This window comes from Pseudomonas sp. BF-R-19, assembly GCF_019956445.1.
GTDB classification, from domain to species: Bacteria; Pseudomonadota; Gammaproteobacteria; order Pseudomonadales; family Pseudomonadaceae; genus Aquipseudomonas; species Aquipseudomonas fluorescens_BH.
This window is the reverse complement of record NZ_JAHBDN010000088.1, coordinates 1-25,624: the sequence shown is the minus strand read 5'-3', so window position 1 is coordinate 25,624 and position 25,624 is coordinate 1. Positions and strand designations below refer to the sequence as shown.

The following is a 25,624-nucleotide window of genomic DNA, read 5'->3' as shown; positions in this document are numbered from 1 at the left end:
TCGCGAAGACGGCAGCACATTCAACATTGATGTGCCTGACACACCGCTATCGCGAGCAGGCTCGCTCCCACAGTTGATTGCTGTCGTTCACTGATGTTGTGTTCACCGAAAATCCCTTGTGGGAGCGGGCTTGCTCGCGATGACGGCAGCACATTCAGCATTGATGTGCCTGACACACCGCTATCGCGAGCAAGCCCGCTCCCACAGTTGATTGCTGTCGTTCACCGATGGCGTGTTCACCGAAAATCCCTTGTGGGAGCGGGCTTGCTCGCGAAGGCGTCAGCACATTCAAGATTGATGTGTCTGATACACCGCTTTCGCGAGCAAGCCCGCTCCCACAGGGGGGAGTGTTAGCCCTGATTTTTCAGGATACGTCCCAACGTCTGCAGTGCCTCATCAATCCGCGGCGAATACGGCGCGCCACAGCCAATGCGCACAAAATGATCGAAACGCCTGGCATTGGAAAAGATATCCCCAGGCGAAATCTGGATGCCGACCTTCAGCGCCTCGTGAAAAAACGTCATCGATGAATGCCGGCGAGGCAGTTCAACCCATAACAACGTGCCGCCCTGGGGATTGGTCACGCGGGTGCCGAGGGGGAAGTAGCGAATAATCGCCTCGCTCATCTGTTGACGTTGTTGGGTCAGGGTTTTCCTCAGCCGCCGCAGGTAGCGCTCGTAGGACGGTGTACGCATGAATTCGCTGGCCGCCAGTTGCGATAACGCCTCGCACCCCCGCGACTGTGCATGTTTGAGCATCTCCACGCGGTCGTGCCATTTGCCGGCGCTGATCCAGCCCAGGCGCATGCCCGGTGCCAGGGTTTTGTTCAGCGAGGCGCAATAGATCACGTTGTCGGTGCTATCCCAATGTTTGAGCGTGGACAGCGGCTGCTCGGTGTCCACCAGGTCGCCGTAGGTGTCGTCCTCGATCAGCACGGTGTTGTGCTCGGCGCACAGTTTCACCAGCCGTGCCTTGTTGGCGTCGGGCATGATGCTGCCCAGCGGGTTTTGCAGGTTGGGAATGACGATCAGCACCTTGACCCGTTCGGGGCCTTGCAGCAGACGTTGCAGGGCCTGCAGATTGAGCCCGGTGTGGGCCGAGGCCGGAACTTCCAGTACGCGCAGGTTCAGGCTTTCGAGAATTTGCAGCAGACCGTAGAAGGTTGGCGACTCCACGGCTACGGTGTCGCCGGGGCGGGTGACCGCACGCAAGGCCAGGTTGATCGCTTCGGTGGCGCCGTTGGTGATCACGATCCGCTCGGGGGCCAGGTGGGTCTTGCTGGCCAGAGCCCGCCGGGCCAGGATGTTGCGCAAATCGCTGTTGCCGCAGGCGCCGCCCGCGGTGCCGAGCAGGCAGGCGTTGTAGCGCAGCGCCTTGATCATGTTGTCTTGCAAAGTCTTGAGCGGATAAAGCTCAGGCGCGCAGTAGGCGCTGGCGAAGTTGACCTTGATCGTCGCGCGCTGACTGGCCTTGAGCACCGCGCAGACCTGTTCATGAATGCCGACATACGCGCGGGTATCCAGCGCTGGCGCCAGGGCAATCGGGGCGGGCCTGGGCAGGGTGTCGGGCTGGCGAATGTAGTTGCCGGAGCGTGGCCGGGCTTCCAGCACACCGCAGTCTTCCAGTTCCCGGCACACCTGCACGGCGGTCGACAGGCTGACGGCGTGTTTCTCCATCATCAACCGGATCGAGGGCAGGCGTTCACCGGTTTTCAGGGTGCCGCTGCGGATCGCGTCCAGGTAGTGGTTGGCCAACTGGCGATACAAGGGGGGCGTGTTCATGATGACCTCGGCAGTTGCACCACTGAGGTCTGGGCTGGAAAGTGAGTTGACGCTCCCCGCAGGCGGACCCGTGGTGCTCATGGGTGAAGGGAAGTGGTGTTCTGCGTCGATACTGGAAGAGTAATCGCGGTTTTGCCCGAATCACGGGCAATAAAAAGCCCCGCTCTGATGGCGGGGCTCTTAGGGGGGCGCTGAGGACTGTGTGTCGAGGTCGCCTTACTGTGCGGCGATGGAATAACCATCGAACGCGGTCTGCTGCTGCAGGGCAGTAATGATGTTCTTGCGGTTGACCGCTTGCTCGGCGCCGCTGTTGTCCAGGAACGTCTCGCTTTCCAGCTCCGCTTCCTCACCTTCACCAACGAAGGTGAAACCGAGGAATTCCAGGGCTTCACGGTCGATGTTCAGGCGCGAGCGCGGGGTGCGCAGCGGCAAGGTGACGCTCATGCCGTCCTTGCTGATGGTGAACACTTCGACTTCTTTCTTGGCCTTGGCGGCTTTGCTCTTGCCGCCGCTCGGGTTGCTGATGGCCTGGTGGGTCTGGTTCAGCACTTTCAGGGCCAGGCCGTAGACGATTTCCTGGAACGCCGGGTCGTCCTTGAAGCTGGACAGGATGCGGCTGATCGGGAATTTGCTACTCAGGTCTTCGAGGGCGGCGATGTCGGAGGCCTCGGCGTCCTTGAGCTGCTTGAGCTGGCCCATCAGTTCGTAGGCTTTGTCATCGTCGAAGCTGTCGTGGGCCTGACGGATCGCGGTGCGCAGCTCGCGGATCTGGTCGCTTTCGCGGGTGGACTGGAAAGCGTCCAGCACCATCTCGCTGATGGTCTTGGCCTGGGACACGTGTTGTGAAAGATTGATGGAGTTTTCGTATTCCGCTTTGGACGACAAGGTGACTACGGTTTCAGCGGTATTGGAATCGGACATTGAAATTTCACTACTTCTATAACTTGAATTGGGGCGAGAAAGCCCGGGGGCTTTTTCAGGTCGCCTAATCTATTGGACCGGGGCGGCGTTGTCACGGATCAACGGGCGGCTGGTCATTTTTTTGCTCCCCTGTAGGAGCGAGCCTGCTCGCGATGGACGTTAACGATAACGCGTTCATTCTGGATAAGTGCGGTGCCCTTGAGACCATCGCGAGCAGGCTCGCTCCCACAATTGATCTGATTTGCCGCGGATTTTGTGATCGACACATAACCCCTGTGGGAGCGAGCCTGCTCGCGAAAGCAGACGCCGCGGTCCGTCAGGCCTGCCTCGGTGTATTGAGATTCATCGACCGCTCCGCCAACGCAGTCGCCGTTTCCTCATCGATCGGCAACGAAAACCGGAACGTCGCCCCGCGCCCCGGCACATCGATCAACTGAATCTCGCGCCCATGCAATTGCAGGATGCGATGCACAATCCGCAGCCCCAGCCCGCCATCACGCCGTGCGCCGCCGATATTGAACGGACGCAGGAACAACCCCTCGCGCAGTTCCGGGGCGATGCCTGGGCCGGTATCGCTGACCGTGACTTCGATGAATGAGCCTTGCGGGCGCAGGCCCAGCTCCACCTCGCCACCGGCCGGGGTATGGCGCAGGGCGTTGTCGAACAGGTTGGTCAGCACCCGCTCGATCAACCCGAGGTCCGCGCAGGCCGCCGAGGCATTCGGCGCGAAGGTGGCCTTGAGTTCGACTTTGCGCGCTTCGGCAGTGAGTTCGAATTTCTGGAAGATGTCCTGGGCCAGGTCGGTCAGGGAAAAACGTTCCAGCACCGGTTGCACGAAGCCATGTTCCAGTCGCACCAGTTCCAGCAGCGACTGCGCCAGACCGCCGACCTTGCGGCTCTGGTCCAGCGCGATGCCCAGATAGCGACGGCGGTCGGCAGGGGACAGCGTGGCGTCCTTGAGCGACAGGGTTTCCAGATAACCGTGCAACGAGGCCAGCGGCGTGCGCAAGTCGTGGGAGATGTTCGCCACCAGTTCGCGGCGCTCCTGATCCTGGCGGGTCAACGAGCGCCATTGTTCGCCCAGGCGTGCCTGCATCTGCCGGAACGCCGCATCGAGCACAGCGATTTCATCGTGGCTGGCGGCTTTTTCCACCACGACGGGCAGGGCCGCGGTGACCGGAACGCCATCGATGTCGAACTGGCTGACAGTTTCGGTCAAGCGGCGCAACGGCCGGGTAATCAGGGCAAACGCCGTGAGACCGGCAATCAGGCACAGCAGCGCCACCAGGCCGATGGACAGCAATGCCGTGTTGAGCGCCGCGCTGGTCGCACCGCGTTCGGCCAGGCGATCGTGATCCTCGCCGAGCAGCACCACGTAGAGATAACCGGCCGGCTTGCCATCCACCTTCAGCGGTGCCGCGCTGAACACCTTGTGTGCATCGACGCTGCGCGGGTCGTCGCCGAGAATCGGCAGGGCATCGCCCCGTAACAGGCGCTGGATCGGCGCCAGGTCGATCCGTTCACGACGGATCCGGCCCTCGGGCGCGGCGCTGCCGACAATTTTGCCCTCGGTGTCCAGCAGGTACACCTCGACGCTCGGGTTGACCTGCATCAGTTTGCTGAACAGGTCACGCACGGCATTGGGCATCAGGCCCTGGGTGTCCATCAGCACCGTGTCACTGGCGATGTGCTGCGCCAGGTCCCGGGACAACCCTTGCACCACTTCCTGCTCATGCATCTGGTTGGAGCGCACCTGCAACCACGCCGACGTGCCGCAGCACACCAGCAGCAGCACAGCGAACACCAGGGACAGGCGTTGCGTCAGGGTCAGCCTCATGGCTGCGGCTCCTCACCGGTGGCGAATTTGTAGCCGCGGCCCCAGACCGTGAGGATGCGCACCGGTTGCGCCGGGTCGGCCTCGATCTTGGCGCGCAGGCGGTTGATGTGGGTGTTGACCGTGTGCTCGTAGCCTTCGTGGCTGTAGCCCCACACGGCATTGAGCAGGTCCATGCGCGAAAACACCTTGCCGGGCTGGCGGGCGAAGAAGTACAGCAAGTCGAATTCCCGGGGCGTGAGGTCCAGGCGCCGTCCGTCGAGGGACACTTCGCGGGTGATCGGGTCGATGGCCAGGCCGTCGGTGAGCAGGCTGCCGGCGTCCATCTTCAGGTTGCGCGCCATGGCATCGACCCGGCGCAGCAGCGCTTTGACCCGGGCCACCAGTTCGAGCATGGAAAAGGGCTTGGCCAGATAGTCGTCGGCACCCAGCTCCAGGCCGAGAATCCGGTGCACTTCGCTGGAGCGCGCGCTGGTGATGATGATCGGCGTGTAGCGGGCCATGGCCCGGGCGCGGCGGCAGATTTCCAGGCCGTCGACACCGGGCAGCATCAGGTCGAGGACCAGTGCGTCCCAGTTGCCTTGCTGCAGCAGGCGCATGCCTTCATCGCCATCGGCGCTGTGCACCACCTCGAACTGCTCATCGCGAAGATGCAGGCAGATCAGGTCGGCGATATGCATATCGTCCTCGACCACCAGGACGCGTTTGGTCTGTTCCATACAGCTCAATCCTTCGGCGCAATGAGCGCATTGTGCGTAATGCCACTGTAGGAGCGAGCTTGCTCGCGAAAAACCTGAGGACGCCGCGGGGCGGCAGGTCTCCCGCGTTATCGTTGGCCTCCATCGCGAGCAAGCTCGCTCCTACACTTGCATGGGCATTGTGCGGGTTTTTCGGGGTCTGAGTTATCACGAATTGTTTAACTTCCCGTGAGGATTTGGCGATCACCCAAAGCCTAGGCTGTGTTCCATGAAACACCTCTGGATTTTTGGGAGACGAGCATGTTTTCACGACGGCAATTTCTTCTAGCGAGCGGCAGTCTGGGGGTGACAGCCCTGGCGATCGGCCTGTTGCCGAAGTTTTCCACAGGCACCGCATTAATCAGCGAGGCCAGCGCAGCGGAGGCATTCGAAGTGACCCACAGTGACAAAGAATGGCACGCCATCCTCAGCGATGAGCAGTACGACATCCTGCGCGAAGAGGGCACCGAACGGGCCTACAGCAGCCCGCTGAACAACGAGCACCGCGATGGCACCTTCGTCTGTGCCGGTTGCGACCTGCCGTTGTTTTCCTCGGCGACCAAATTCGACAGCCGCACCGGTTGGCCGAGTTTCTGGGCGCCGCTGGACAAGGCCGTGGCGACCCGCCAGGACCGCGCGTTCGGCATGGTCCGCGAAGAGGTTCACTGCCGGCGCTGCGGCGGGCATCTGGGGCATGTCTTCGACGACGGCCCGAAACCCACCGGCCTGCGCTACTGCATGAACGGCCTGGCGCTGAAATTCGTGCCCAAGACGGTGTGATTCCCTTCCACTCACTTTTTGCAGGTAATCGCCATGTGGCTGTTGGTCCTCGCTTATCTCGGTGGTGTGCTGACGATTGTCAGCCCGTGCATTCTGCCGGTGTTGCCGTTTGTCTTCGCCCGCACCGGGCAACCCTTCGTCAAAAGCGGATTGCCGCTGCTGGTGGGGATGGCGCTGACCTTCGCGCTGGTTGCCACGTTGGCGGCGGTGGGCGGTGGCTGGGTGGTGCAACTCAACCAGTACGGGCGCTGGCTGGCGCTGGTGTTCGTGGCGTTGTTCGGTCTGACGTTGTTGCTGCCGCAATTGGCTGAACGCCTGACCCGGCCGCTGGTGGCGGCGGGCAGTCGTTTGTCGGAGGCGGCGGGTGCCGATGCGCGGCCACGTCCCGGTGCGTCGTTGCTGATCGGCGTGGCCACCGGCCTGTTGTGGGCACCGTGTGCCGGGCCGATTCTCGGTCTGCTGCTGACCGGCGCGGCGCTGCAAGGCGCCAGCATTCAAACCACCTTTTTGCTGCTGGCGTATGCCGCCGGTGCCGCCACGTCCCTCGCGCTGGCCTTGTTGCTGGGCGGCAAAGTCTTCACGGCGATGAAGCGCTCGATTGGCGCTGGCGAATGGCTGCGTCGCGGCCTGGGCGCGGCGATGCTGGCCGGTGTGGCGGCGATTGCCCTGGGCCTGGACACGGGAGTTCTGGCGCGGCTCTCCACGGCGTCGACCGGTGGTATCGAGCAAGCGCTGGTGGAAAAACTGAGCGGTAAGTCACCGCGTAACAGCGGCGCGATGATGGCGCAAAACACGACCACCGGGGGCGCGGCGCAAGTGGCCGAGAAATCCCCGGGCACCTTGCCGGTCGAAGGCAACCTGCCGCCGCTGGACGGCGCCGTGCAGTGGCTCAATTCGCCACCCCTCGATGCCCAGGCCTTGAAGGGCAAGGTCGTGCTGGTGGATTTCTGGACCTACTCCTGCATCAACTGCCTGCGTTCGCTGCCCTATGTCAAAGCCTGGGCCGAGAAGTATCGTGATCAGGGCCTGGTGGTGATCGGCGTGCATGCGCCGGAGTTTGCCTTCGAGCGCGACGTCAGCAACGTCACCAAGGCCATGAAAGACCTGGGCATCCACTACCCGGTGGCCATCGACAACGAGTTCAAGATCTGGCGCGCCTTCAACAACGAGTACTGGCCGGCGCATTACTTTGCCGACGCCCAGGGACGCATTCGTTATCACCATTTCGGCGAAGGCGCGTACGCCGAATCGGAGCGAGTCATCCAGCAATTGCTGCGCGAGGCAGGGACAGCCAAGGTCGCCGACGGGCTGATCAGTGCCAAGGCCGACGGCGTGCAAATGGCCCCGGACAGCGACGCCGTGCAGTCGCCGGAAACCTATGTCGGCTACCAGCGCGCGGAACACTTCGTACCGGAAACCGCGCTGGTGCCGGACCAGGTCGCGGCCTACAACCCGCCGGCGCAACTGGCCCTCAACGACTGGAGCCTGGGCGGCCAGTGGCATGTCGGCCCGGAGCGGGCCACCGCCAGCGCACCGGCCAGTCGCATCGTCTATCGCTTCCACGCCCGTGATTTGCATTTGGTGCTCGGCCCCGGCGCCGATGGCAAGCCGGTGCGCTTCAAGGTGCTGATCGACGGCAACGCGCCGGGCGATGACCACGGCATGGACGTGGCCCCCGATGGCAGCGGCACCGTGACCGACCAACGCTTGTACCAACTGGTGCGCCAGAGCGGCGGCGTGACCGACCGGACCTTCAGTATCGAGTTTCTTGACCCGGGTGCGTCGGCTTACGCCTTCACCTTCGGCTGATAATTATCAACGCTTCAGGAGTTCGCCCCATGAAAACACTCTTTGCCTGGCGCCGTACCCTGCTGGGGCTGGCGGCTGCCGGCATCATCAGCCAATGCTCGGCCTTCTCCTTCGGTGGTGCCGAAGAGGGGGTAATCCTTCCACCGCCGGCCCTCGACGAAACCACCCAGGCCCGCAGCGAAACCGCGGTGTTCGCCGGCGGCTGCTTCTGGGGCGTCCAAGGGGTGTTCCAGCATGTCAAAGGCGTGAAGAACGCCGTCTCCGGCTACGCGGGCGGGGCGGCCAATACCGCGCAATACGAGCGCGTCAGCAATGGCAATACCGGCCATGCGGAATCGGTCGAAGTCACTTTCGATCCTGCTCAGGTCAGCTACGGCATCTTGCTGCAGATCTACTTTTCGGTGGCGCACAACCCGACCGAACTCAACCGCCAGGGACCGGACAGCGGCACCCAGTATCGCTCGGCGATCTTTACCAAAAGTCCCGAGCAGCAGCGGGTCGCACAGGCCTACATCACCCAGCTCGACGCCGCCCATGCCTTCGACAAGCCGATCGTCACCAAGCTCGAAACCTTCAATGGTTTCTACCCGGCGGAGGAAGAACATCAGGACTTCCTGACCGAGCATCCGACCTATCCGTACATCGTGATCAACGACTTACCGAAAGTGGCGCAGTTGAAGCAGCTGTACCCCAATCGTTATCAGGAACAGCCGGTGCTGGTGAAGGCGGGGATGTAAATGGCGATCAGCGACTGCATGGCCTGTTCGGCCAGCTAGTACTTGCCCCACATCTGTACGGCGAATTCGACGAAGCGCCGCAGTTTCGGCAAACGGTGGCGATCCTGGGCATAGACCAGGTGCATCGGGCGGCTGGGCGGGCAGTAGTCGGGCATCAGGGCCAGCAGCTTTCCGTCCTTGAGGTCCTGCTCGACCAGGGCGTCGGGCATCATCACGATGCCCATGCCTGTTCGCGCCGCCTGATGCAGTCCGGCCGAACTGTTGATCAGCATCGGTCCGCCGACCCCGACGCTGACTTCGCCATCGGGACCGGCCAGGCGCCATTCCTTTTGCACCGATTGCCAGTCATCCCCGGCCGGATAGGCGAAGGACAGGCAATCGTGGTGTCGCAGGTCTTCAGGCGTTTGCGGTGTGCCCCGCCGGGCCAGGTACTCCGGTGACGCGCACATGGTCAGGGTGTAGTCGATCAGCGGGCGGGCGATCAGGTTGGAGGGCTCCAGCGCGCCGAGGCGAAACGCTACATCGAGGCCGTTTTCCAGCAGATCCGGGCGTCGGTTGGTCAGGACCACGTCGAGTTTCACCCGCGGGTTTTGCCGGCTGAACTCACTCAGTGCCGGCGCCAGGCGTTCGGTACCGAAGGTCAGGGGCGCGGTGATGCGCAAGATGCCGCTCGGTTCGTCCAGCGCCTGCTCGGCCAGGCGCTCGGAATCGGCCACCAACCCCAACACTTCCAGGCAGCGCTGGTAATACGCGGCGCCGAACTCGGTCAGCCGCTGGCGCCGCGTCGTGCGGTTGAGCAGGCGCACACCCAGCCGTTGCTCCAGGGCCTTGAGATGGTTGCCGACCATGGTCGTGGACATTTCACACTGCAAGGCGGCGGCGGTCATGCTGCCGGTCTCCACCACTTTCACGTAGACGGTCATTGCCTGGAACAGGTCCATTATCAAGCTCTGCTTTTAAATGATTGAAGTTTTACGATGTTTATCCAGCTCGGGTGGCTAACCATACTGCAAAAACACCGACCCTTGCTGGAGCTTGATGTCATGACCGCCGCCTGCCTGATGAGCACTTACCAACCCTTGGCCTTGAGTTTCAACAAGGGCCTGGGCACTCGCCTGTGGGATCAGGCCGGTCGCGAGTACCTGGATGCGGTCGCCGGTGTGGCGGTGACCAATGTCGGCCACTCTCACCCGAAAATCGTCGCCGCCATCACTGAACAGGCCGGGTTGCTGCTGCACACCTCGAACCTCTACAGCATCGACTGGCAACAGCGGCTGGCGCAGAAACTGACGCGGCTGGCGGGCATGGACCGGGCGTTCTTCAACAACTCCGGGGCCGAAGCCAACGAAACCGCCCTGAAAATCGCCCGGCTGCATGGCTGGTACAAAGGCATCGAGCAGCCGCTGGTGGTGGTCATGGAGAATGCGTTCCATGGCCGCACCCTCGGCACCTTGTCCGCCAGCGATGGCCCGGCGGTGCGCCTCGGTTTCAACAAGCTGCCGGGGGACTTCGTCAAAGTGCCGTTCGGCGACCTCGACGCGCTGGACAAGGTGCAACAGGCCTTTGGCTCGCGGATCGTGGCGATCCTGATGGAGCCGATCCAGGGCGAAAGCGGCGTGCAGCTGGCGCCACCGGGCTATCTCAAGGCCGTGCGCGAACTGTGCAACCGGCGCTCATGGCTGTTGATGCTCGATGAAATCCAGACCGGCATCGGCCGCACCGGCCAGTGGTTCGCGTTCCAGCACGAAGGCATCGTCCCGGACGTCATGACCCTGGCCAAGGGCCTGGGCAACGGCGTGCCGATTGGCGCTTGCCTGGCCCGTGGCAAGGCGGCCGAACTCTTCACGCCGGGCAGCCACGGCAGCACCTTCGGCGGTAATCCGTTGGCCTGCCGGGTCGGTTGCACCGTGCTGGATATCGTTGAAGAACAAGGGCTGCTGGAAAACGCCCGGCTTCAGGGGGAACGCCTGCTTGAAAGACTGCGCACAGAACTGGCGGGCAACCCGAACGTCTCGCAAATCCGCGGCCAGGGTCTGATGATCGGCATCGAACTCAAGCAACCGATCCGCGACCTGAGCCTGATCGCCGCCCGGGATCATGGCTTGCTGATCAACGTCACGCGGGGCAAAACCATCCGCCTGCTACCGCCGCTGACCATTGATGAGCGGGAGGTGGAGATGATTGTCAGAGGGGTGAGTGGCGTGGTGAAAGAGGCTTGAAATACGCTCGTTGAGCATCGCAATACCTGTGGGAGCGAGCTTGCTCGCGATGACGATTGCACAGTCAACATCGTTGTTGGCTGACATTACGCCATCGCGAGCAAGCTCGCTCCCACAGGTTTTGTGCCTTAACTGATGGGTATTGTTCCTACTTCTGAAGCGAAGTCGGTGATTTCTTTCCGATCCATCAGTTGAATCCTGGGACCGGTAAACCCTTCAAACAGTCGCTGATGCGCAGAAAAACCACTTGAGTCGTCACGGGTGCGATAGCTGCCCGCCCACTCAAGCAATGCCACCAGTCGTTCGTCATCCTTTGCTTCCCGCCGGCGAATGTTGGCGATGCAATCAACGTCATCAATACACAGCCAGATCAACGCCGTGGCGCGGTGGAGGATTTCGCTGACGATCCAGCCGTAAACCCCTTCGATCACCCAGCGCTCTTCACTTGCCGCCCCGTGCGCCATACCCAGCGCTTCATTTCGGGGGCGGGGGATGCTGTGTTCGTCGGACAGCCAGTGAATCCGGTCGAGATCGGTCCAGGGCACACACAGTTGTTCGGCCAGCCGCTGCGCCAGCCAGCTCTTGCCCGAGCCGGAGTTGCCGATGATCAAGGTTCGGGTGAGGTTCATGAGAGACACCGATCAATTGTGGGGGCGAACCTGCTCGCGAAAGCGGTGTTTCAGTCAGCATTGATGTTGGATGTGCTGGTCTTATCGCGGGCAAGCCTACAGGTGCACCAGAATCCGCCGGCCTGTGCGCCTTGAGGTCCATCGGTAACTTGCCGCGCGTCACTGTTCATCATTACTGTAAGCCATTTTATAGTGTCAGTTTTTAGACATCGCTGTGATGTGGGTGGTTGTAGTGAGGGCGATCAGGTTGGCTCAGTTGTGAGTTGGGCTTACCTTTACTGCTGGACTCAGGAAGTCTATGTGATAGCCAGAGGAGCCGTCCCCAATTGCTATATGAACGCCATTAATCCCTTCGTTTAATTGAGAGTTGATTTTGTAGTCAATGCTATTTGCGATTGTGTCGTTTACTCCAATAGCAAACTCAGTCAGCTTGAGGCCTCTAGGTCCTGCTGCAAGATCCAATAGTTTTATGTGTTCATTGTCATTTGTTTTCAGTGAGGTGATTGTGTTGTCTTCAATGGTCAATATTGCACCTTCTTCAGATATGCGATCGCTCAACCATTTTAAAGAAGTATTTAAACCTTCTGGTAAAGCTGGGTTGGCTCTTCTAAGAACTGTAAGTATTCCGGATATTTTTAGGGCTCCGTGAAAGGAAAACGGACTCGGCTCTTGTGGGTTCATGTGAGCATAATGAACTTCAAAAAACTCCGCCACGGACTGAATGAAATCGTTTTCTATATCCTCGGTAATCAAAGCATAAGGCTGAGCGTGAGGGGCTATCGTTATTTGCGCGTCAGCATCATTTCCGGTCAAGAAAAATGAATTGTGTGAGTTGAGCATGTTCAGTACACGTCTTTGTGTGCTTAGCGCTCGTTGAAAGTCGCTTATCAATAACAAGTTCAAACTATAAAGTGCTGCTTTTAAAGTAGGCTCGAATACTTGTGTTGCACAAAAGATGCTTTTTTTGTGTTTGGTGTTTTTCGCAATTTCAAATGTTTTTTTCGCTGCGTCATTAGTGAATGAAAAGATGATGCTGTTTCTGGGAAGACTGTCGATGTCAGAGATGTTGAGTGTCTTGAATCCTAATTTAGAGCACTCTTGGAGGAACTCCTCAAGGTCCGCAATTATAGAAGGCTCTTCTTGTCCAAAGAGCGTTGTTATCATCGTCCTGGATAACATTGGTACCTCCTTTTTTGTCGGTGGGCGGCAAGAGTGATCTTGACGCCCATTTTCATCATTTACTCTTCAGTATGAGCCCAAGCTAACGGTGCCCAGCCAAAATTTTCCGGGCCGGAAGTTATGCGGGTGAGCTTTTCTTTAACGACATTTTTCTTTTTCATTTGATCATCCTTTTTCATTTTGTTGGTTTTTTGCTCCCTGGTGGTCTTGAGGGGGCGAAATAATTAATACAGATTTTTTTGATGTATTAAATAGGTTGCTTGAGGTTTTTTTAGAATTAATGATGCTCGTGAGGTGTCTTATAAGAAGCTCTTGGTTATTTGTGTAAGTAGTGGCTGTAGTCCTCTTCTGAAAATTTAGTTTTTCACCGAATTTGGTTGTGATGGACGATCTGAAATCGTTAGGTTGGTCTATGGGGCTCTTTTTGCGGGGGGCTACATTCAATTGTTAATAAGGGGTTGTGTAGTGCAGGAATCAAAGAAATATCTGACGGATACGTCCGTACACCAAGCCTTGTTACTGGCTGACCTAACAGAACCCGCTGCACCCGATCACGCCATTCGATTATTACTCAAGGAGGTCCTTCAAGGGTTAACGGATAAAGGCTGGCCACAAGCGCAAGTGCAGACGGGTCCGAGAATTGTCTCCGCTGAAGAAAACTACGGATTACTTGGTTATGACCCATCTGAGATTACGCTTGGAAGTGCACACACTCGATGGGTTGACGAGTGGTCTCTGTTACGGACGCAAACCACTAGCCAAATTCCGTCTGCGCTTCAGCGAGCGGCCAAGCTACGACAACCGGGGCAGTCAATATTATTGGCCGCGCCTGGTATCACTTTTCGTCGCGACAGCCGGGATCGTTGGCATTGTGCGCAACCGCATCAGATGGATATCTGGGTGCTCGGTGATCCTGATTTGTCGACGCATGAGCATTTACTTTGCTTGGTCGGCGATATCCTCAAATCTGCCGTGCCTGATATGCCTTGGATCTACAGTAATAGTCCGCATCACTACACTGAGGGCGGGATCGAAGTAAACCTGTTGAATGACGGCGTCCCTGTAGAGGTTCTGGAGTGCGGTCGAATTGCCAAATCATTATTGGAGCGACTGAAGATCGATCCTTTGCGTCATGGAGGACTGGCGCTGGGAATGGGATTGGATCGCTTGACCATGCTGCGCAAAGGCATCCCGGATATTCGTTTGCTACGTGATCAGAACGAACGAGTACAGGCACAGATGCATGATCTGAATCCGTGGCGCGCCGTCTCTCGGTTGCCTTCGATTACTCGTGATATTTCGTTAGCGGTAACGCCGGGGCTGAGCGAGGAAGTGTTGACTGAAAGGATGTTGCAGGCAGCTGGCGACTGTTCAGATTGGATCGAGGAAATGCAGATCAAAGGACGCTGGGCGTTCACAGAGCTGCCTCTGCAGGCCGTTGATCGCCTCGGATTGCTGCCTGGGCAGGAGAATGTGCTACTACGTGTTGTACTGCGTGATTGTTCGCGATCAATCACCACTGCTGAGGCGAATGCCTTGTATTCGAAAATTCAGGTGGCACTCCATGAAGGTTCGCCGGGTGCGGGTTACAGAATGGATTCCCCCAATATTTAACTGGCCTCTTCGCGAGCAGGCCCACAGGGTCTGGAAATAGTACAAAAAGTGTATACGCCAGAAATCCAGTGTGTGCGAGCCTGCTCGCGAAGGCGGTATGACAGTCACAATTGTAGAGACTGACAGACAGTATTCGCGAGCAGGTCGGATCGCCGCACAGTCGCTTCCACAGTTTTTTGTGGTGTCTTCTCTACCTCAATCATCGCCTGCTGGCGCAATCATCCGGGTCTTCGGTGCGCCGTTCGAGTTGTGCTGATAGATGGTCTGCGGCTGCCCCAGGTCATTGAAATACACCTGGCCAATTCCCGCCGAATTCCATAGCCGCTCACCGGCTTCGGCGTGTTCGGGCACGTGGGGCACGATGCGCATGCGTCGACGCTTGGTCAGCCAGTTCAGCGGTGAGCGTGGCGAGTACAGCCAGCGGTTGAGGCGGTCGAACCACTCGAGCAGGGTGGCGGGGAATTCATTCTTGATGCCGCTGCTGGTGATCTGCCAGATGCGCGGCCCGGCCTTGCGGTGGCGGATCAGCACTTCGTAGACGAAGGAATAGTGCACATCGCCCGACAGCACCACGTAGTTACCCGGCGTGCGCGAGTGCCGGAAAATGTTCAGGATCACCTGTGCCGCGCCGCGATGGGCCATCCAGTTTTCCGCGTCCACCAGCAGTGGAAAACCGCACCAGCTGAATATCCGCTGCACGGTTTCAATCAGCTTGACGCCGAAGATCGGCGCCGGCGAAACGATGATCGCACTTGGGTGGTCCAGCAGTTCCTGTTGCAGTTCGCTGAGGGCTTCCCAGTCGAGCAAGCCGGAAGGCTGCTTGAGGTTCATCTCGCTGCGCCAGCGCCGGGTGCGGGTGTCGATCACCACCACGGCCGGAGTGGTGGGCAGCACGTAATGCCAGTGCTGAAACTTCAGCAGATCACTGATCAAATCATCCTGAACCGTGCTGTCGAGGTGACTCTGGTGTGTGCTGGCGCTCAACGCACCGGCCTTTTTCAGCACGGCAGTGAACGCATCTGGATTGTTGCCCCAGCCCTGGCACAACATGTACGCCAGCAGCGCGTTGCCGATGATGCGCCGGGAGAACGGATGGCCGTAGGCCGTTTCCTCCCATTGTGCGGAAAGGTTCCAGTCATCGGTTATGTCGTGGTCGTCGAAAATCATCAGCGTCGGCAGATGCGCCAGTGCCCGGGCGACGTTGCCAAGGCCTGCCTTGAAGGCATCGATGCGCGTCTGTTCAAGGGCGTAGCGTTTGAGCCGTTCCGGCGTCAGTGTCGGTGCCTGGGGCGCGATCAGGGTCCAGGGCACTGGCGACCAGACCAGCACGTACATGGCCATCACTTCGGCGAAGGTCACCAGGTGATTGTCGGCGCTGCTGCTGGTGAAAATCGGCTTGCGCGCGCCACCGAAAAATCGCTCGCGCAGGGTTTCATTGCTTTGCAGTGCCGGCAGCAGATCCGCGCGGTGGTAGTAACTGGCCGGATGCTCGTAGAGCCTGGCGCTGTCGCTGACCACCGCGCCTTCGAGGTGTTCCCCGAACAGGCCCAGGCGCTCGATCAAGGCGTGAGTCGCCCGCAACATCGGCCCGGCGACATCGTCGGCGTAGACCTGATCGCCCGTCATCATCAGCAGTGCCGGGCGGTCCTTGGCGGCGTGTTCCTGCGCCAGCAACCGGTCGACGCACAGCAAGCCGTCTGTCGCCGGGTGATGAGGCTTGCGGCAAGAGCCGTGCAGCAACTGATCGACCCGCGCGCGCAGGACGAAGTTCGGGCAATGGGCATCGCCATACAGCAGGTGCGGCGCCCAGTCGGCGATGCCTTTTTCTGTGCCATCGATCAGCAGGTCATAGTCGATCGATTCATCGCAGGGCAGGGCGCCATCGAGTTGCACATCGATCAAGTGCACAAAGGCATGGGCACCCACTGCAATCACCGTGCATTGCCCGGCATCGAGACGGATATCGCCGACGCCCTGCAAGCGCAAGGTCAGTGTCAGCGCCCGGGAACCCACCAGCCACAGCACCAGCCGCGTGGGCTCCAGACGCCGCAACAGCGGGCCGGCCAGGACTGGCGGCAGGGCTTGGTGATCGTCGGGCAGTGGCAGCGTGTCGGACATCCGGGTTCAAGACTCTTGGGGCGTGGAAGCGGGCGATGATAGCGCAGGTGGCGGCGGGACCGGCTAGACGATCCCGTTTCCGCCTGTCACCAAATGAAAAGCCATTGTCGTCTGATGAGAAGCGTCCCGACAGGCCTCGTCCTACAGTCCAATCAGCGCAATTCGATGCAACACGCCCATATTGCAGATTGGAGAATAAGAAAAATGGCCAAAGCCGTACGCTTCTACGAAACCGGTGGTCCCGAAGTTCTACGTTATGAGGACGTCGAAGTCGGCGAACCCGGTCCGGGTCAGGTTCGCCTTCGTCATGTGGCGGTTGGCCTGAACTATGCCGACACCTATTTCCGTAACGGTACCTACCCGATTCCGATGCCCAACGGCATGGGCGTCGAGGCCTCTGGCGTAGTCCAGGCCGTTGGTGAAGGGGTCACCAACGTCGAAGTCGGTGATCGCGTCACCTACACCGGTTTCCTCAACACCCTCGGCGCCTACAGCACCGAGCGCCTGATCCCGGCCGCGCCGCTGATCAAGCTGCCGGAAACCATCAGTTTCGAAACCGCTGCCGCGATGACCATGCGTGGCCTGACGTCTTCGTACCTGATGCGCCGCATCTACGACTTCAAACCGGGCGACAGCATCCTGTTGCATGCCGCCGCTGGCGGTGTCGGCCTGATCGTTTCGCAGTGGGCCAAGTTGCTGGGCTTGAACGTGATCGGCACGGTTTCGACCGAGCAAAAGGCGGAAATCGCCCGGGCTCACGGTTGCGACCATACGATCAATTACAGCCATGAAGACGTCGCCGCTCGCGTTCGCGAACTGACCGATGGCGTGGGCGTCAACGTGGTGTTCGACAGCGTTGGCAAGAACACCTTCATGGGTTCGCTGGATTCGTTGAAACCCCGTGGCCTGATGGTCTGCGTGGGTACCGCATCCGGACCGATCCCGGCGTTCGATCCGGTGATGCTGGCGATGAAAGGTTCGCTGTACCTGACCCGTCCGGCCCTGGCCAACTACATCAGCGACCCTGCGGAAAAAGCCGCGCTGGCCGGTGAGTTGTTCGACCATGTCGGCAGCGGCCGGATCAAGATCGAGATCAACCAGCACTACGCCTTGCAGGATGCCGTGCAGGCCCATCGCGACCTTGAATCTCGCAAGACTACCGGTTCGTCGATTTTCGTCATTTAAGGAGCAGCCAGCCATGAAAGTCGAACAATTGACCTGCAGCATTGGCGCCGAACTGATCGGCGTCAACCTGGCCGACGCGGTGCATGACGACGGTCTGTTTGCCGAGATTCGTGCCCAGTTGCTCAAGCACCGCGTGGTGTTCCTGCGTGACCAGGACATCACCCGCGCCGAGCACGTGGCCTTCGCCCGACGCTTCGGCGAGCTGGAAGATCATCCGGTGGCCGGCAGTGATCCGGATCATCCGGGGTTGGTGCGGATCTACAAGAATCCGGACCAGCCGATGGACCGCTACGAAAACGCCTGGCACACCGACGCCACCTGGCGCGAAGCACCGCCGATGGGCTGCGTGCTGCGTTGCGTGGAATGCCCGCCAGTGGGCGGCGACACCATGTGGACCAACATGGTCCAGGCCTATGCGAACTTGCCGGAAGACGTAAAGGTCAAGATCGCCGACCTGCGCGCCCGCCACAGCATCGAAGCGAGCTTCGGTGCCGCCATGCCGATTGAAAAACGCCTGGCGCTCAAGGCGATGTACCCGGACGCCGAACACCCGGTGGTGCGCACCCATCCGGAAACCGGCGAGAAGGTGCTGTTCGTCAACGCTTTCACCACCCACTTCAGCAACTACCACACCCCTGAGCGGGTGCGCTTCGGCCAGGACGCCAACCCTGGCGCCGGCGAGTTGCTGCGTTACCTGATCAGCCAGGCGTACATCCCTGAGTATCAGGTGCGCTGGCGCTGGAAGCCCAACAGCATCGCCATCTGGGACAACCGCAGTACCCAGCACTACGCCGTCATGGATTACCCGCCGTGCCATCGCAAGATGGAGCGTGCCGGGATTATCGGCGACAAGACGTTCTGATCGAACGCCACCTGCATTCGCACTCGCAGCATTCGCACTCGTAAACACGTCTGCCCGGCACGACCCCGGGTGGGCGGGACAATCATAAGAACTGGCATAAGAACTGGAGTAACCCATGCAATTCTTCGACGATTCCCTGCACCCGGAAAACATGGAAAAGGTAGTCATTACCGTGGCCCCGTATGGCCCGGAATGGATGCCTGAAGACTTCCCGGAAGACATCCCGTTGACCATGGATGAGCAAGTCCAGAAAGCGGTCGAATGCTATGAAGCCGGCGCCACCGTGCTGCACCTGCATGTGCGTGAACTGGACGGCAAGGGCTCCAAGCGCCTGTCGAAATTCAACGAGCTGATCGCCGGTGTGCGTGAAGCCGTGCCAGACATGATCATCCAGGTCGGCGGTTCGATTTCCTTCGCCCCGGAAAGCGACGGTGAAGCGGCCAAGTGGCTGTCCGACGACACCCGCCACATGCTGGCCGAGCTGACCCCGAAGCCGGATCAGGTCACGGTGGCGATCAACACCACCCAGATGAACATCATGGAGCTGCTGTACCCGGAATACCTGGAAGGCACCTCCCTGGCCAACCCGATGACCCAGGCTGCCTATAGCGAGATGACCGTACCGGCAGGCCCGGCCTGGGTTGCCGAGCACCTCAAGCGCCTGATGGACAACGGCATCCAGCCACACTTCCAGCTGACCGGCATGCACGCCATGGAAACCCTCGAGCGCCTGGTGCGCAGGGGCATCTACAAGGGCCCGCTGAACCTGACCTGGATCGGCATCGGCGGCGGTTTCGATGGCCCGAACCCGTTCAACTTCTTCAACTTCATCCACCGCGCGCCGGACGGTTGCACCCTGACCTCCGAATCGCTGCTGAAAAACGTCATGCCGTTCAACACCATGTCGATGGCCATGGGCATGCACCCGCGTGTGGGCAACGAAGACACTATCATTGACCACAAGGGCGACCGTTTCGGCTCGGTGGCACAGATCCAGCAAACCGTGCGCATTGCCCATGAACTGGGCCGTGAAATCGCCACCGGCAAAGAAGCCCGCGAGATTTACCGCATCGGCGTGCAGTACGAAACCATCGAGGAAACCCTGTTGGCCAACGGCATGGCCCCCAACCGCAAGGCTGGGCAGAAAGGTGTGCCGCAACGCGGCTGACCTGTAGTCGGGGACGAGAGGCCGTGACCTCTCGTCCACCGCACTGCAAACGCTTGATAACAACAATAAAACAAAGCTTTGAGGAGGCTGCATGGCCTTTCACCCAATCGCCGCCGACGATGACGACGCAGGTTGCGTCGGCGTTGCGCGCCAATATGCCTGGATCGTCTTTGCCTTGACGTTCGGCCTGTTGATTTCCGATTACATGTCGCGTCAGGTGCTGAACGCGGTATTCCCCCTGCTCAAGACTGAGTGGGCGTTGAGCGACGGACAGCTCGGTCTGCTCAGTGGCATCGTTGCCCTGATGGTCGGCCTGCTGACGTTTCCCCTGTCGTTGCTGGCGGACCGTTTCGGCCGGGTCAAGAGCCTGGCGCTGATGGCTTTCTTGTGGAGCGTGGCGACCCTGGGTTGCGCGTTGGCGCAGGATTACCAGCAGATGTTCATCGCGCGATTCATGGTCGGCGTCGGCGAAGCCGCCTACGGCAGCGTGGGCATCGCCGTGGTGATCTCGGTGTTCCCCAAACACATGCGCGCCACCCTGGCCAGCGCCTTCATGGCTGGCGGTATGTTCGGTTCGGTGTTGGGCATGGCTTTAGGCGGTGCGATTGCCGCCAAGCTGGGCTGGCGCTGGTCGTTCGCCGGCATGTCGCTGTTTGGCCTGTTTCTGGCGGTGCTTTACCCGCTCATCGTCAAGGAAGCACGCATTGCGCCCAAGCGTGCAGCCCAGCTGGCGAACAAGGTGGCAGCGGTCAAGCGTCCGTTGTCTACGTTGTGGTCCAGCCGTTCGGTGGTGGCGACCTACATCGGCAGCGGCTTGCAGCTGTTCGTCGGCGGCACGGTGATAGTGTGGATACCGAGCTACCTCAATCGCTACTACGACATGCCCACGGGCAAGGCGGGCGGCTTGGCCGCGATCATCGTCCTGTGCAGCGGTGCCGGGATGATCCTGTGCGGCATGCTCAGCGATCGGCTGTGTCGCAACTCGCCGGAGCGCAAGGTCAGCCTGGCCATCGCTTTTTGCCTGGGCAGCTGCCTGTTGCTGTCGGCGGCGTTCGCGCTATCGGCGGGGCCTTTGCAGCTGGCGCTGATCTGCCTGGGCATGCTGATTGCCGCTGGCACCACCGGCCCCGCTGGCGCGATGGTTGCCAACCTGACCCATTACTCGGTGCACGGTACGGCGTTCGCCACGCTGACCCTGGCCAACAACATGCTGGGGCTGGCGCCCGGGCCGTTCATCACCGGCCGGGTGTCGGACCTCATCGGTCTGCATGCCGCGTTTCAACTGGTGCCACTGGTCAGCCTCGCGGCGGCAGCGGTGTTCTTTTATGCCAAGTGTCATTACCACAAAGATATTGCCCGCCTTCAGGGTCAGAGCGTGCCTGACCCTGTCAGTGAAGCCGGGATAGAGGTGAAGTTGTGAGTCGTCGTTTACGTATTGATGTGTTTTTCGATTTTATCTGCCCCTGGTGCCTGATCGGCAAACGCCAATTGGAGCATGCGCAGGTGCAGTTTCGCAGTCGTCACCCGGATGTGCAGATCACCACGGTGTGGCATGGCGTGCAGCTGTTGCCGCAGATACCGGTAGAAGGTGAACCCTTCGCCGATTTCTACCGCAAGCGCCTGGGCAATGCCGACGCAATGACCATGCGCCAGAAGCAGGTGCAGCAGGCTGCCGGGGCGGTTGGACTGGCCATCGACCTCAGCCGTATCGAGACGATGCCCAATACCGCCGACGCCCATCGTTTGTTCGAGCGTGCCAGCGCACTGGGCAATGCCAGCCAGTGTGAAATGTTGCTCGAACGACTGTTCGCCGCTTATTTCCTGAGACGCGAAAACCTCGGGTGCCGTGAGACCCTGCTTGCCATTGCCCGCTCCTGCGGCGTCGCCCCGGACGGGGTGCTCGATTGCCTGAAGGGCGATGCCACGCCGTTTGAAGGATCTCCCGGCGCGACCAGTGGCGTGCCGAGTTTCAAGTTCGACAACCGCATGACGGTGATCGGCGCACAACCTGCACAGGCGCTGCTCGCGGCCATGACCGAAGCCCTCAAGGAAAGTGATCGCGAGCGGCAGCCAGCATGACCCGGCGCATTCCCGTGCCAGCCGGCAAGCACCCGCAGGCCGGTGGCCGGGCGCTGTTCGAGTTCGAAGACAAAAGCCTGGCGCTGTTCAACGTCGACGGGCAGTTGTTTGCCATTGACGACAGCTGCCCGCACCAGGGCTCTTCACTATGCGGAGGGCGTCTTGAGGGCCGGGTGATTCAATGCCTTGCCCATGGTTTGCGCTTCGATTTGCACAGCGGCTACCTGCTCAATTCAAGGCAGGTCAAAGTCACCAACTACCCGGTCGAGATCATCGACGGCCAGGCGTATATCGTCATCGCAACCGAGGAGTCCGCGCCATGAGCGCCATTGCTCTCACCCGTATCCACACTCGCACGCGCGAACTGGCACCGGGGCTTATCGTCAGTCTGATCGTGGCAGCTGCCGCGTCGTTCTTGTCCGAGCACTACGGTGCGCCGGTCATGCTGTTTGCCTTGCTGCTGGGCATGGCCCTGAATTTTCTCGCCGATGACGGCCCCTGCAAGGCCGGTATCGAGTTCACCGCCCGCACCGTGCTGCGCATCGGCGTGGCGCTGCTGGGCATGCGCATCACCCTGGAGCAAATGGCGGCGCTGGGCTGGAAGCCGATTGCGCTGGTGGTGATCCTGGTGGTGGTGACCATCAGCGTGTCTGTGATCGCCGCCAAGGCCCTGGGCTTCCAGCGCCTGTTTGGCATGCTCACCGGCGGCGCGACGGCCATCTGTGGCGCCTCGGCGGCTCTGGCACTGGCGGCGGCACTGCCGAACCATCCGCAGAAAGAACGGGCGACACTGTTCACGGTCATTGGCGTGTCGGCGTTGTCGACGCTGGCGATGATTGTCTACCCGATGATCGCCAACTGGCTGCAGTTGTCGCCGCAGGTGGCGGGCGTGTTCCTCGGCGCCACGATCCACGACGTGGCCCAGGTGGTCGGTGCCGGCTACAGCATGTCGACCGAGACCGGCGACACGGCCACGGTGGTCAAGCTGATGCGCGTTGCGATGCTGCTGCCGGTGATCGTCACCGCGGCGATGATCACCCGCATGCAAGGCGCCGACCCGACCGGCAAACGCCCGCCGCTGTTGCCGTGGTTCGCCGTCGGCTTTCTGATTCTGGCCTGCATCAACAGCACCGGATGGATAGCGCCTGCGGTGCAAGGCTCGGTCAACGAACTGTCGCGCTGGTGCCTGGTGATTTCCATCAGCGCCCTGGGCATGAAGACCCGGCTCAAGGAGCTGGCGGCGGTCGGGATCAAGCCGATTCTGCTGATGGTCGGGGAGACGGTGTTCCTGGTGGTGCTGGTGCTCTTGTTGCTGCGCTGGGGGCTCTAGGTATCAGACAGATCCTGTGGGAGCGAGCTTGCTCGCGATAGCGGTTTCACATTCAACACTCATGGCGGCTGACACACCGCCATCGCGAGCAAGCTCGCTCCCACAGGGATGGTGTTCCAACTTCGCGCATTCTGGGTATGAAGACCTGGCTCAAGGAGCTGGCGGCGGTCGGGATCAAACCGACTCTGCTGATGGTGGGGGAGACGGTGTTCCTGGTCGTGCTGGTGCTCTTGTTGCTGCGCTGGGGGCTCTAGGTATCAGACAGATCCTGTGGGAGCGAGCTTGCTCGCGATAGCGGTTTCACATTCAACACTCATGGCGGCTGACACACCGCCATCGCGAGCAAGCTCGCTCCCACAGGGATGGTGTTCCAACTTCGCGCATTCTGGGTATGAAGACCTGGCTCAAGGAGCTGGCGGCGGTCGGGATCAAACCGATTCTGCTGATGGTGGGGGAGACGGTGTTCCTGGTCGTGCTGGTGCTGTTGCTGCTGCACTGGGGGCTCTGAGCGCGTCGCCATTCGTTCGTTTTATGGCAGGGCTGCACGGCGTTGACTCCTCATGCCGTGGGGCTCCAGACCGGTGCTACAAGCACCGGTCTTTCGCGGCGACTGTACCAGCAGTCGCCGTTTTTTTATGGCGGTCAATCAAGGTTTTTTTCCACCAACCTGTAATTTCTGACAGTAGACGCTAGCCGACAGCGAATGCTATCCAGAGCCCATGAACAATCCCGGTGTGCACCACGCAACACCCACCCTCGCGGTCATGGATCCGCGAGGGCTCGCTGTGCGCGGCGTCGGCTACTGGCGTGCGCAGACTGGGCAAACGCCGCAGGCGCGAGTCACGCGGCAGGTGTTCGATGCGGCGGGGCGTGGGGTTGAACAGTGGGATGCGCGGTTGCCGGTTTCGGCGTTGAGTCATGGATTTAGCCTGACAGGGACGGTGTTGGCGACGGACAGCGTCGATGCCGGTTGGCGTGTGTCGTTATGGGGGCAAGCGGAAAAAACCCTGAGCCTTTGGGACAGTCGCGGCACGCGGCAGGACCATGAATACGACACGTCGCTACGCCCAACGGCGGTGATGGAGCAGGCGCGGGGTGAGCCGGTGCGGGTGGTCGAGCGCTTCGAGTATGGCACCGCCGAAATTGAGGTTGGCAATCAGTGTGGTCGGTTGATTCGCCACGACGACCCGGCCGGCACCCGGCATATGCCCGAGTACGATCTGCTGGGGCTGGCGCAGAGTGAAATCAGCCACTTTCTCACTGAGTTGGACACACCCGATTGGCCGCTGGACGAGTCGGCACGTGAGGCACTGCTGGAGTCCGGGATGGGGTTCGAGAGTCGCTGGGCCTACAACCCTGCCGGGGATTTGCTGCGCCTTACCGACGCCAACGGCAACCGTCGGCGCTTCAGCTACAGCGTGGCTGGACAGCTCAAGGACGGTTGGCTGCAACCGGCGAATAGCCCGGCACCCGGACAGTGCCTGGTGCACGACATCCGCTACAACCCGAGCGATCAGGTCGAACGGGAAACCGCTGGCAACGGTGTAGTCACCGAGGCCGAGTACGCACCCAACGACGGGCGTTTGCTGCGCTTGGCCGCCGGGTTGCCCGGCGCGTCCCCCTTGCAGGATCTGCGTTATGCAGTCGACCCGGTCGGCAACATCCTTGAGATCGACGACCGCGCGCAGCCCGTGCGTTTCCATAAGAACCAACGTGTCGAGGCACGGCGCACCTTCGGCTATGACAGCCTCGGCCAGTTGATCAGCGCCACCGGCTGGGAAGCCGAGCAAGCCGCCTCTTACCCGATGCCCCGTTACCGCACCTCGAACGACGCCAACGCCGTGGTGAACTACCGCGAAGACTACGCCTACGATCCGGCCGGCAACATGACTGAGCTACGGCACCTCGGCGCGCAGCCATTCACCCGGCGCTGGGCCGTCGACCCGAACAGCAATCGCAGCCTGCTTGAAGATGAGCAGCCACCGGATTTCACCAACAGCTTCGACCGCAATGGCAACCTGCGCTTTCTGCAGCGTGGCCAAACCATGACCTGGGATTGGCGCAACCAACTCGCCAGCGTTTCGCCGGTACAACGCGAAAACGAAGCCGACGACACCGAACGCTACCTCTACGGCGGCGGAGGCAAACGCCTGCGCAAAGTCCGCACCGCCCTGACCGACGCTCGAACCGTAACCACCGAAGTGCGCTACCTGCCGGGGTTGGAAATCCACTTTCGCAACGGCACCCCGACGCACCAGGCACTCGACCTGGAGGCCGGGCGCAATCGGGTGACATGGCTGCAAGGACCGCACGCGCCTGCGTTCGCGTTGCGCTACCACCTGACCGACCATTTGGGCTGCGGCACGCTGGAACTGGATGATCACGGTCAAGTGCAGAGTCGCGAAGCGTATTACCCGTTCGGCGGCACGGCGTGGGAGGACCACAGCGATCAGAGCGGTGCCTGGAAAACCCTTCGTTACTCGGGCAAGGAGCGGGATGCCACCGGGCTGTATTACTACGGGTATCGCTACTTTGCGCCGTGGCTGAGCCGCTGGATCAACCCGGATCCGGCGGGAGCGGTGGATGGGTTGAACCTGTATAAATTTGTGGGGAATTCGCCAGTGGGCAGGGTGGATCGGGAT

At 60.6% G+C, this 25,624-nt stretch carries 21 protein-coding genes and 2 pseudogenes; 15 read left to right on the top strand and 8 right to left on the bottom strand.

The genetic code is table 11. The features are described 5' to 3' along the window. Positions 1–350: 350 nt before the first annotated feature. The 4 genes from KGB28_RS25265 to KGB28_RS25250 form a co-directional block, all read right to left on the bottom strand. Complete coding sequence (locus tag KGB28_RS25265; protein WP_223448332.1) at positions 351–1,781, bottom strand: PLP-dependent aminotransferase family protein; 1,431 nt, start codon at positions 1,779–1,781, stop codon at positions 351–353. Positions 1,782–1,997: 216 nt separating this feature from the next. Then, positions 1,998–2,702, bottom strand: coding sequence for a hypothetical protein (locus KGB28_RS25260; protein WP_223448331.1), 705 nt, complete (start codon positions 2,700–2,702; stop codon positions 1,998–2,000). A gap of 316 nt (positions 2,703–3,018) precedes the next feature. Beyond that, the gene (locus KGB28_RS25255; protein ID WP_223448330.1) at positions 3,019–4,539 is read right to left on the bottom strand and encodes a sensor histidine kinase; all 1,521 of its coding nucleotides are present in this window, start codon (positions 4,537–4,539) and stop codon (positions 3,019–3,021) included. Continuing rightward, entirely contained in the window at positions 4,536–5,255 is a 720-nt protein-coding gene (locus KGB28_RS25250) for a response regulator transcription factor (protein ID WP_008000098.1), read from the bottom strand. Before KGB28_RS25250 ends, KGB28_RS25255 begins: the two co-directional genes overlap by 4 nt. 279 nt (positions 5,256–5,534) lie before the next feature. Here KGB28_RS25250 and msrB point away from each other — a divergent pair, with 279 nt between their 5' ends. Genes msrB through msrA form a run of 3 tightly spaced genes read left to right on the top strand, consistent with a single transcriptional unit; the run spans position 5,535 to position 8,599 of the window. Next, a complete protein-coding gene (gene msrB, locus KGB28_RS25245) occupies positions 5,535–6,053 on the top strand; it encodes a peptide-methionine (R)-S-oxide reductase MsrB (protein ID WP_223448329.1) in 519 nt (172 codons plus the stop codon). Positions 6,054–6,086: 33 nt separating this feature from the next. Beyond that, on the top strand, positions 6,087–7,862 hold the full coding sequence (locus KGB28_RS25240; RefSeq protein WP_223448328.1) for a cytochrome c biogenesis protein DipZ: 1,776 nt from the start codon (positions 6,087–6,089) through the stop codon (positions 7,860–7,862). Between the two features lie 29 nt (positions 7,863–7,891). Then, positions 7,892–8,599: a peptide-methionine (S)-S-oxide reductase MsrA gene (msrA, locus tag KGB28_RS25235; protein ID WP_223448327.1), complete on the top strand. Its 708-nt coding sequence runs from the start codon at positions 7,892–7,894 to the stop codon at positions 8,597–8,599. Positions 8,600–8,634: 35 nt separating this feature from the next. Here msrA and KGB28_RS25230 read toward each other — a convergent pair whose 3' ends face one another. Continuing rightward, positions 8,635–9,540: a LysR family transcriptional regulator gene (locus KGB28_RS25230; RefSeq protein ID WP_223448326.1), complete on the bottom strand. Its 906-nt coding sequence runs from the start codon at positions 9,538–9,540 to the stop codon at positions 8,635–8,637. A gap of 102 nt (positions 9,541–9,642) precedes the next feature. Here KGB28_RS25230 and KGB28_RS25225 point away from each other — a divergent pair, with 102 nt between their 5' ends. Then, positions 9,643–10,818, top strand: coding sequence for an aspartate aminotransferase family protein (locus tag KGB28_RS25225; RefSeq protein ID WP_223448325.1), 1,176 nt, complete (start codon positions 9,643–9,645; stop codon positions 10,816–10,818). A gap of 128 nt (positions 10,819–10,946) precedes the next feature. On the opposite strand, the gene KGB28_RS25220 is transcribed toward KGB28_RS25225, so the two are convergent. Then, complete coding sequence (locus tag KGB28_RS25220) at positions 10,947–11,447, bottom strand: adenylate kinase (RefSeq protein ID WP_223448324.1); 501 nt, start codon at positions 11,445–11,447, stop codon at positions 10,947–10,949. Positions 11,448–11,699: 252 nt separating this feature from the next. Then, complete coding sequence (locus KGB28_RS25215) at positions 11,700–12,626, bottom strand: hypothetical protein (RefSeq protein WP_223448323.1); 927 nt, start codon at positions 12,624–12,626, stop codon at positions 11,700–11,702. Positions 12,627–13,091: 465 nt separating this feature from the next. Here KGB28_RS25215 and KGB28_RS25210 point away from each other — a divergent pair, with 465 nt between their 5' ends. Next, a complete protein-coding gene (locus tag KGB28_RS25210) occupies positions 13,092–14,240 on the top strand; it encodes a hypothetical protein (protein WP_223448322.1) in 1,149 nt (382 codons plus the stop codon). Between the two features lie 195 nt (positions 14,241–14,435). Here the strand turns inward: KGB28_RS25210 and KGB28_RS25205 are convergent, their stop codons facing one another. Further along, positions 14,436–16,358, bottom strand: a complete 1,923-nt coding sequence (locus KGB28_RS25205) for an alkaline phosphatase D family protein (protein ID WP_223448321.1) — start codon at positions 16,356–16,358, stop codon at positions 14,436–14,438. A 204-nt stretch (positions 16,359–16,562) separates the two neighbouring features. Between KGB28_RS25205 and KGB28_RS25200 the strand changes: the two genes are divergently transcribed. From KGB28_RS25200 to KGB28_RS25155, 10 genes and pseudogenes are all read left to right on the top strand, one after another. Then, positions 16,563–17,543 carry a quinone oxidoreductase family protein gene (locus KGB28_RS25200; RefSeq protein WP_223448320.1) on the top strand — a complete coding sequence of 327 codons (981 nt, stop codon included), beginning with the start codon at positions 16,563–16,565 and terminating at the stop codon, positions 17,541–17,543. 13 nt (positions 17,544–17,556) lie between these two features. Then, positions 17,557–18,405 (top strand): TauD/TfdA dioxygenase family protein, encoded by an 849-nt coding sequence (locus tag KGB28_RS25195; RefSeq protein WP_007979208.1) that lies wholly within the window; start codon positions 17,557–17,559, stop codon positions 18,403–18,405. Between the two features lie 115 nt (positions 18,406–18,520). Then, positions 18,521–19,573: a 3-keto-5-aminohexanoate cleavage protein gene (locus KGB28_RS25190; protein ID WP_150727336.1), complete on the top strand. Its 1,053-nt coding sequence runs from the start codon at positions 18,521–18,523 to the stop codon at positions 19,571–19,573. Positions 19,574–19,664: 91 nt separating this feature from the next. Continuing rightward, positions 19,665–20,993 carry an MFS transporter gene (locus tag KGB28_RS25185; RefSeq protein ID WP_223448319.1) on the top strand — a complete coding sequence of 443 codons (1,329 nt, stop codon included), beginning with the start codon at positions 19,665–19,667 and terminating at the stop codon, positions 20,991–20,993. Beyond that, complete coding sequence (locus KGB28_RS25180; RefSeq protein WP_223448318.1) at positions 20,990–21,652, top strand: DsbA family oxidoreductase; 663 nt, start codon at positions 20,990–20,992, stop codon at positions 21,650–21,652. Before KGB28_RS25185 ends, KGB28_RS25180 begins: the two co-directional genes overlap by 4 nt. Next, the gene (locus KGB28_RS25175; protein ID WP_223448317.1) at positions 21,649–21,975 is read left to right on the top strand and encodes a Rieske (2Fe-2S) protein; all 327 of its coding nucleotides are present in this window, start codon (positions 21,649–21,651) and stop codon (positions 21,973–21,975) included. Before KGB28_RS25180 ends, KGB28_RS25175 begins: the two co-directional genes overlap by 4 nt. Continuing rightward, positions 21,972–22,982: a YeiH family protein gene (locus KGB28_RS25170; RefSeq protein WP_150727332.1), complete on the top strand. Its 1,011-nt coding sequence runs from the start codon at positions 21,972–21,974 to the stop codon at positions 22,980–22,982. The genes KGB28_RS25175 and KGB28_RS25170 overlap by 4 nt, the downstream gene beginning before the upstream one ends. Before the next feature lie 131 nt (positions 22,983–23,113). After that, positions 23,114–23,236 (top strand): annotated as a pseudogene (locus KGB28_RS25165) (putative sulfate exporter family transporter); the annotation flags it as partial. Positions 23,237–23,367: 131 nt separating this feature from the next. Continuing rightward, positions 23,368–23,490: pseudogene (locus tag KGB28_RS25160) on the top strand (putative sulfate exporter family transporter); the annotation flags it as partial. A 211-nt stretch (positions 23,491–23,701) separates the two neighbouring features. Beyond that, positions 23,702–25,624 (top strand): RHS repeat-associated core domain-containing protein (locus KGB28_RS25155; protein WP_223448316.1); only part of this gene is annotated, 1,923 nt, incomplete at its 3' end.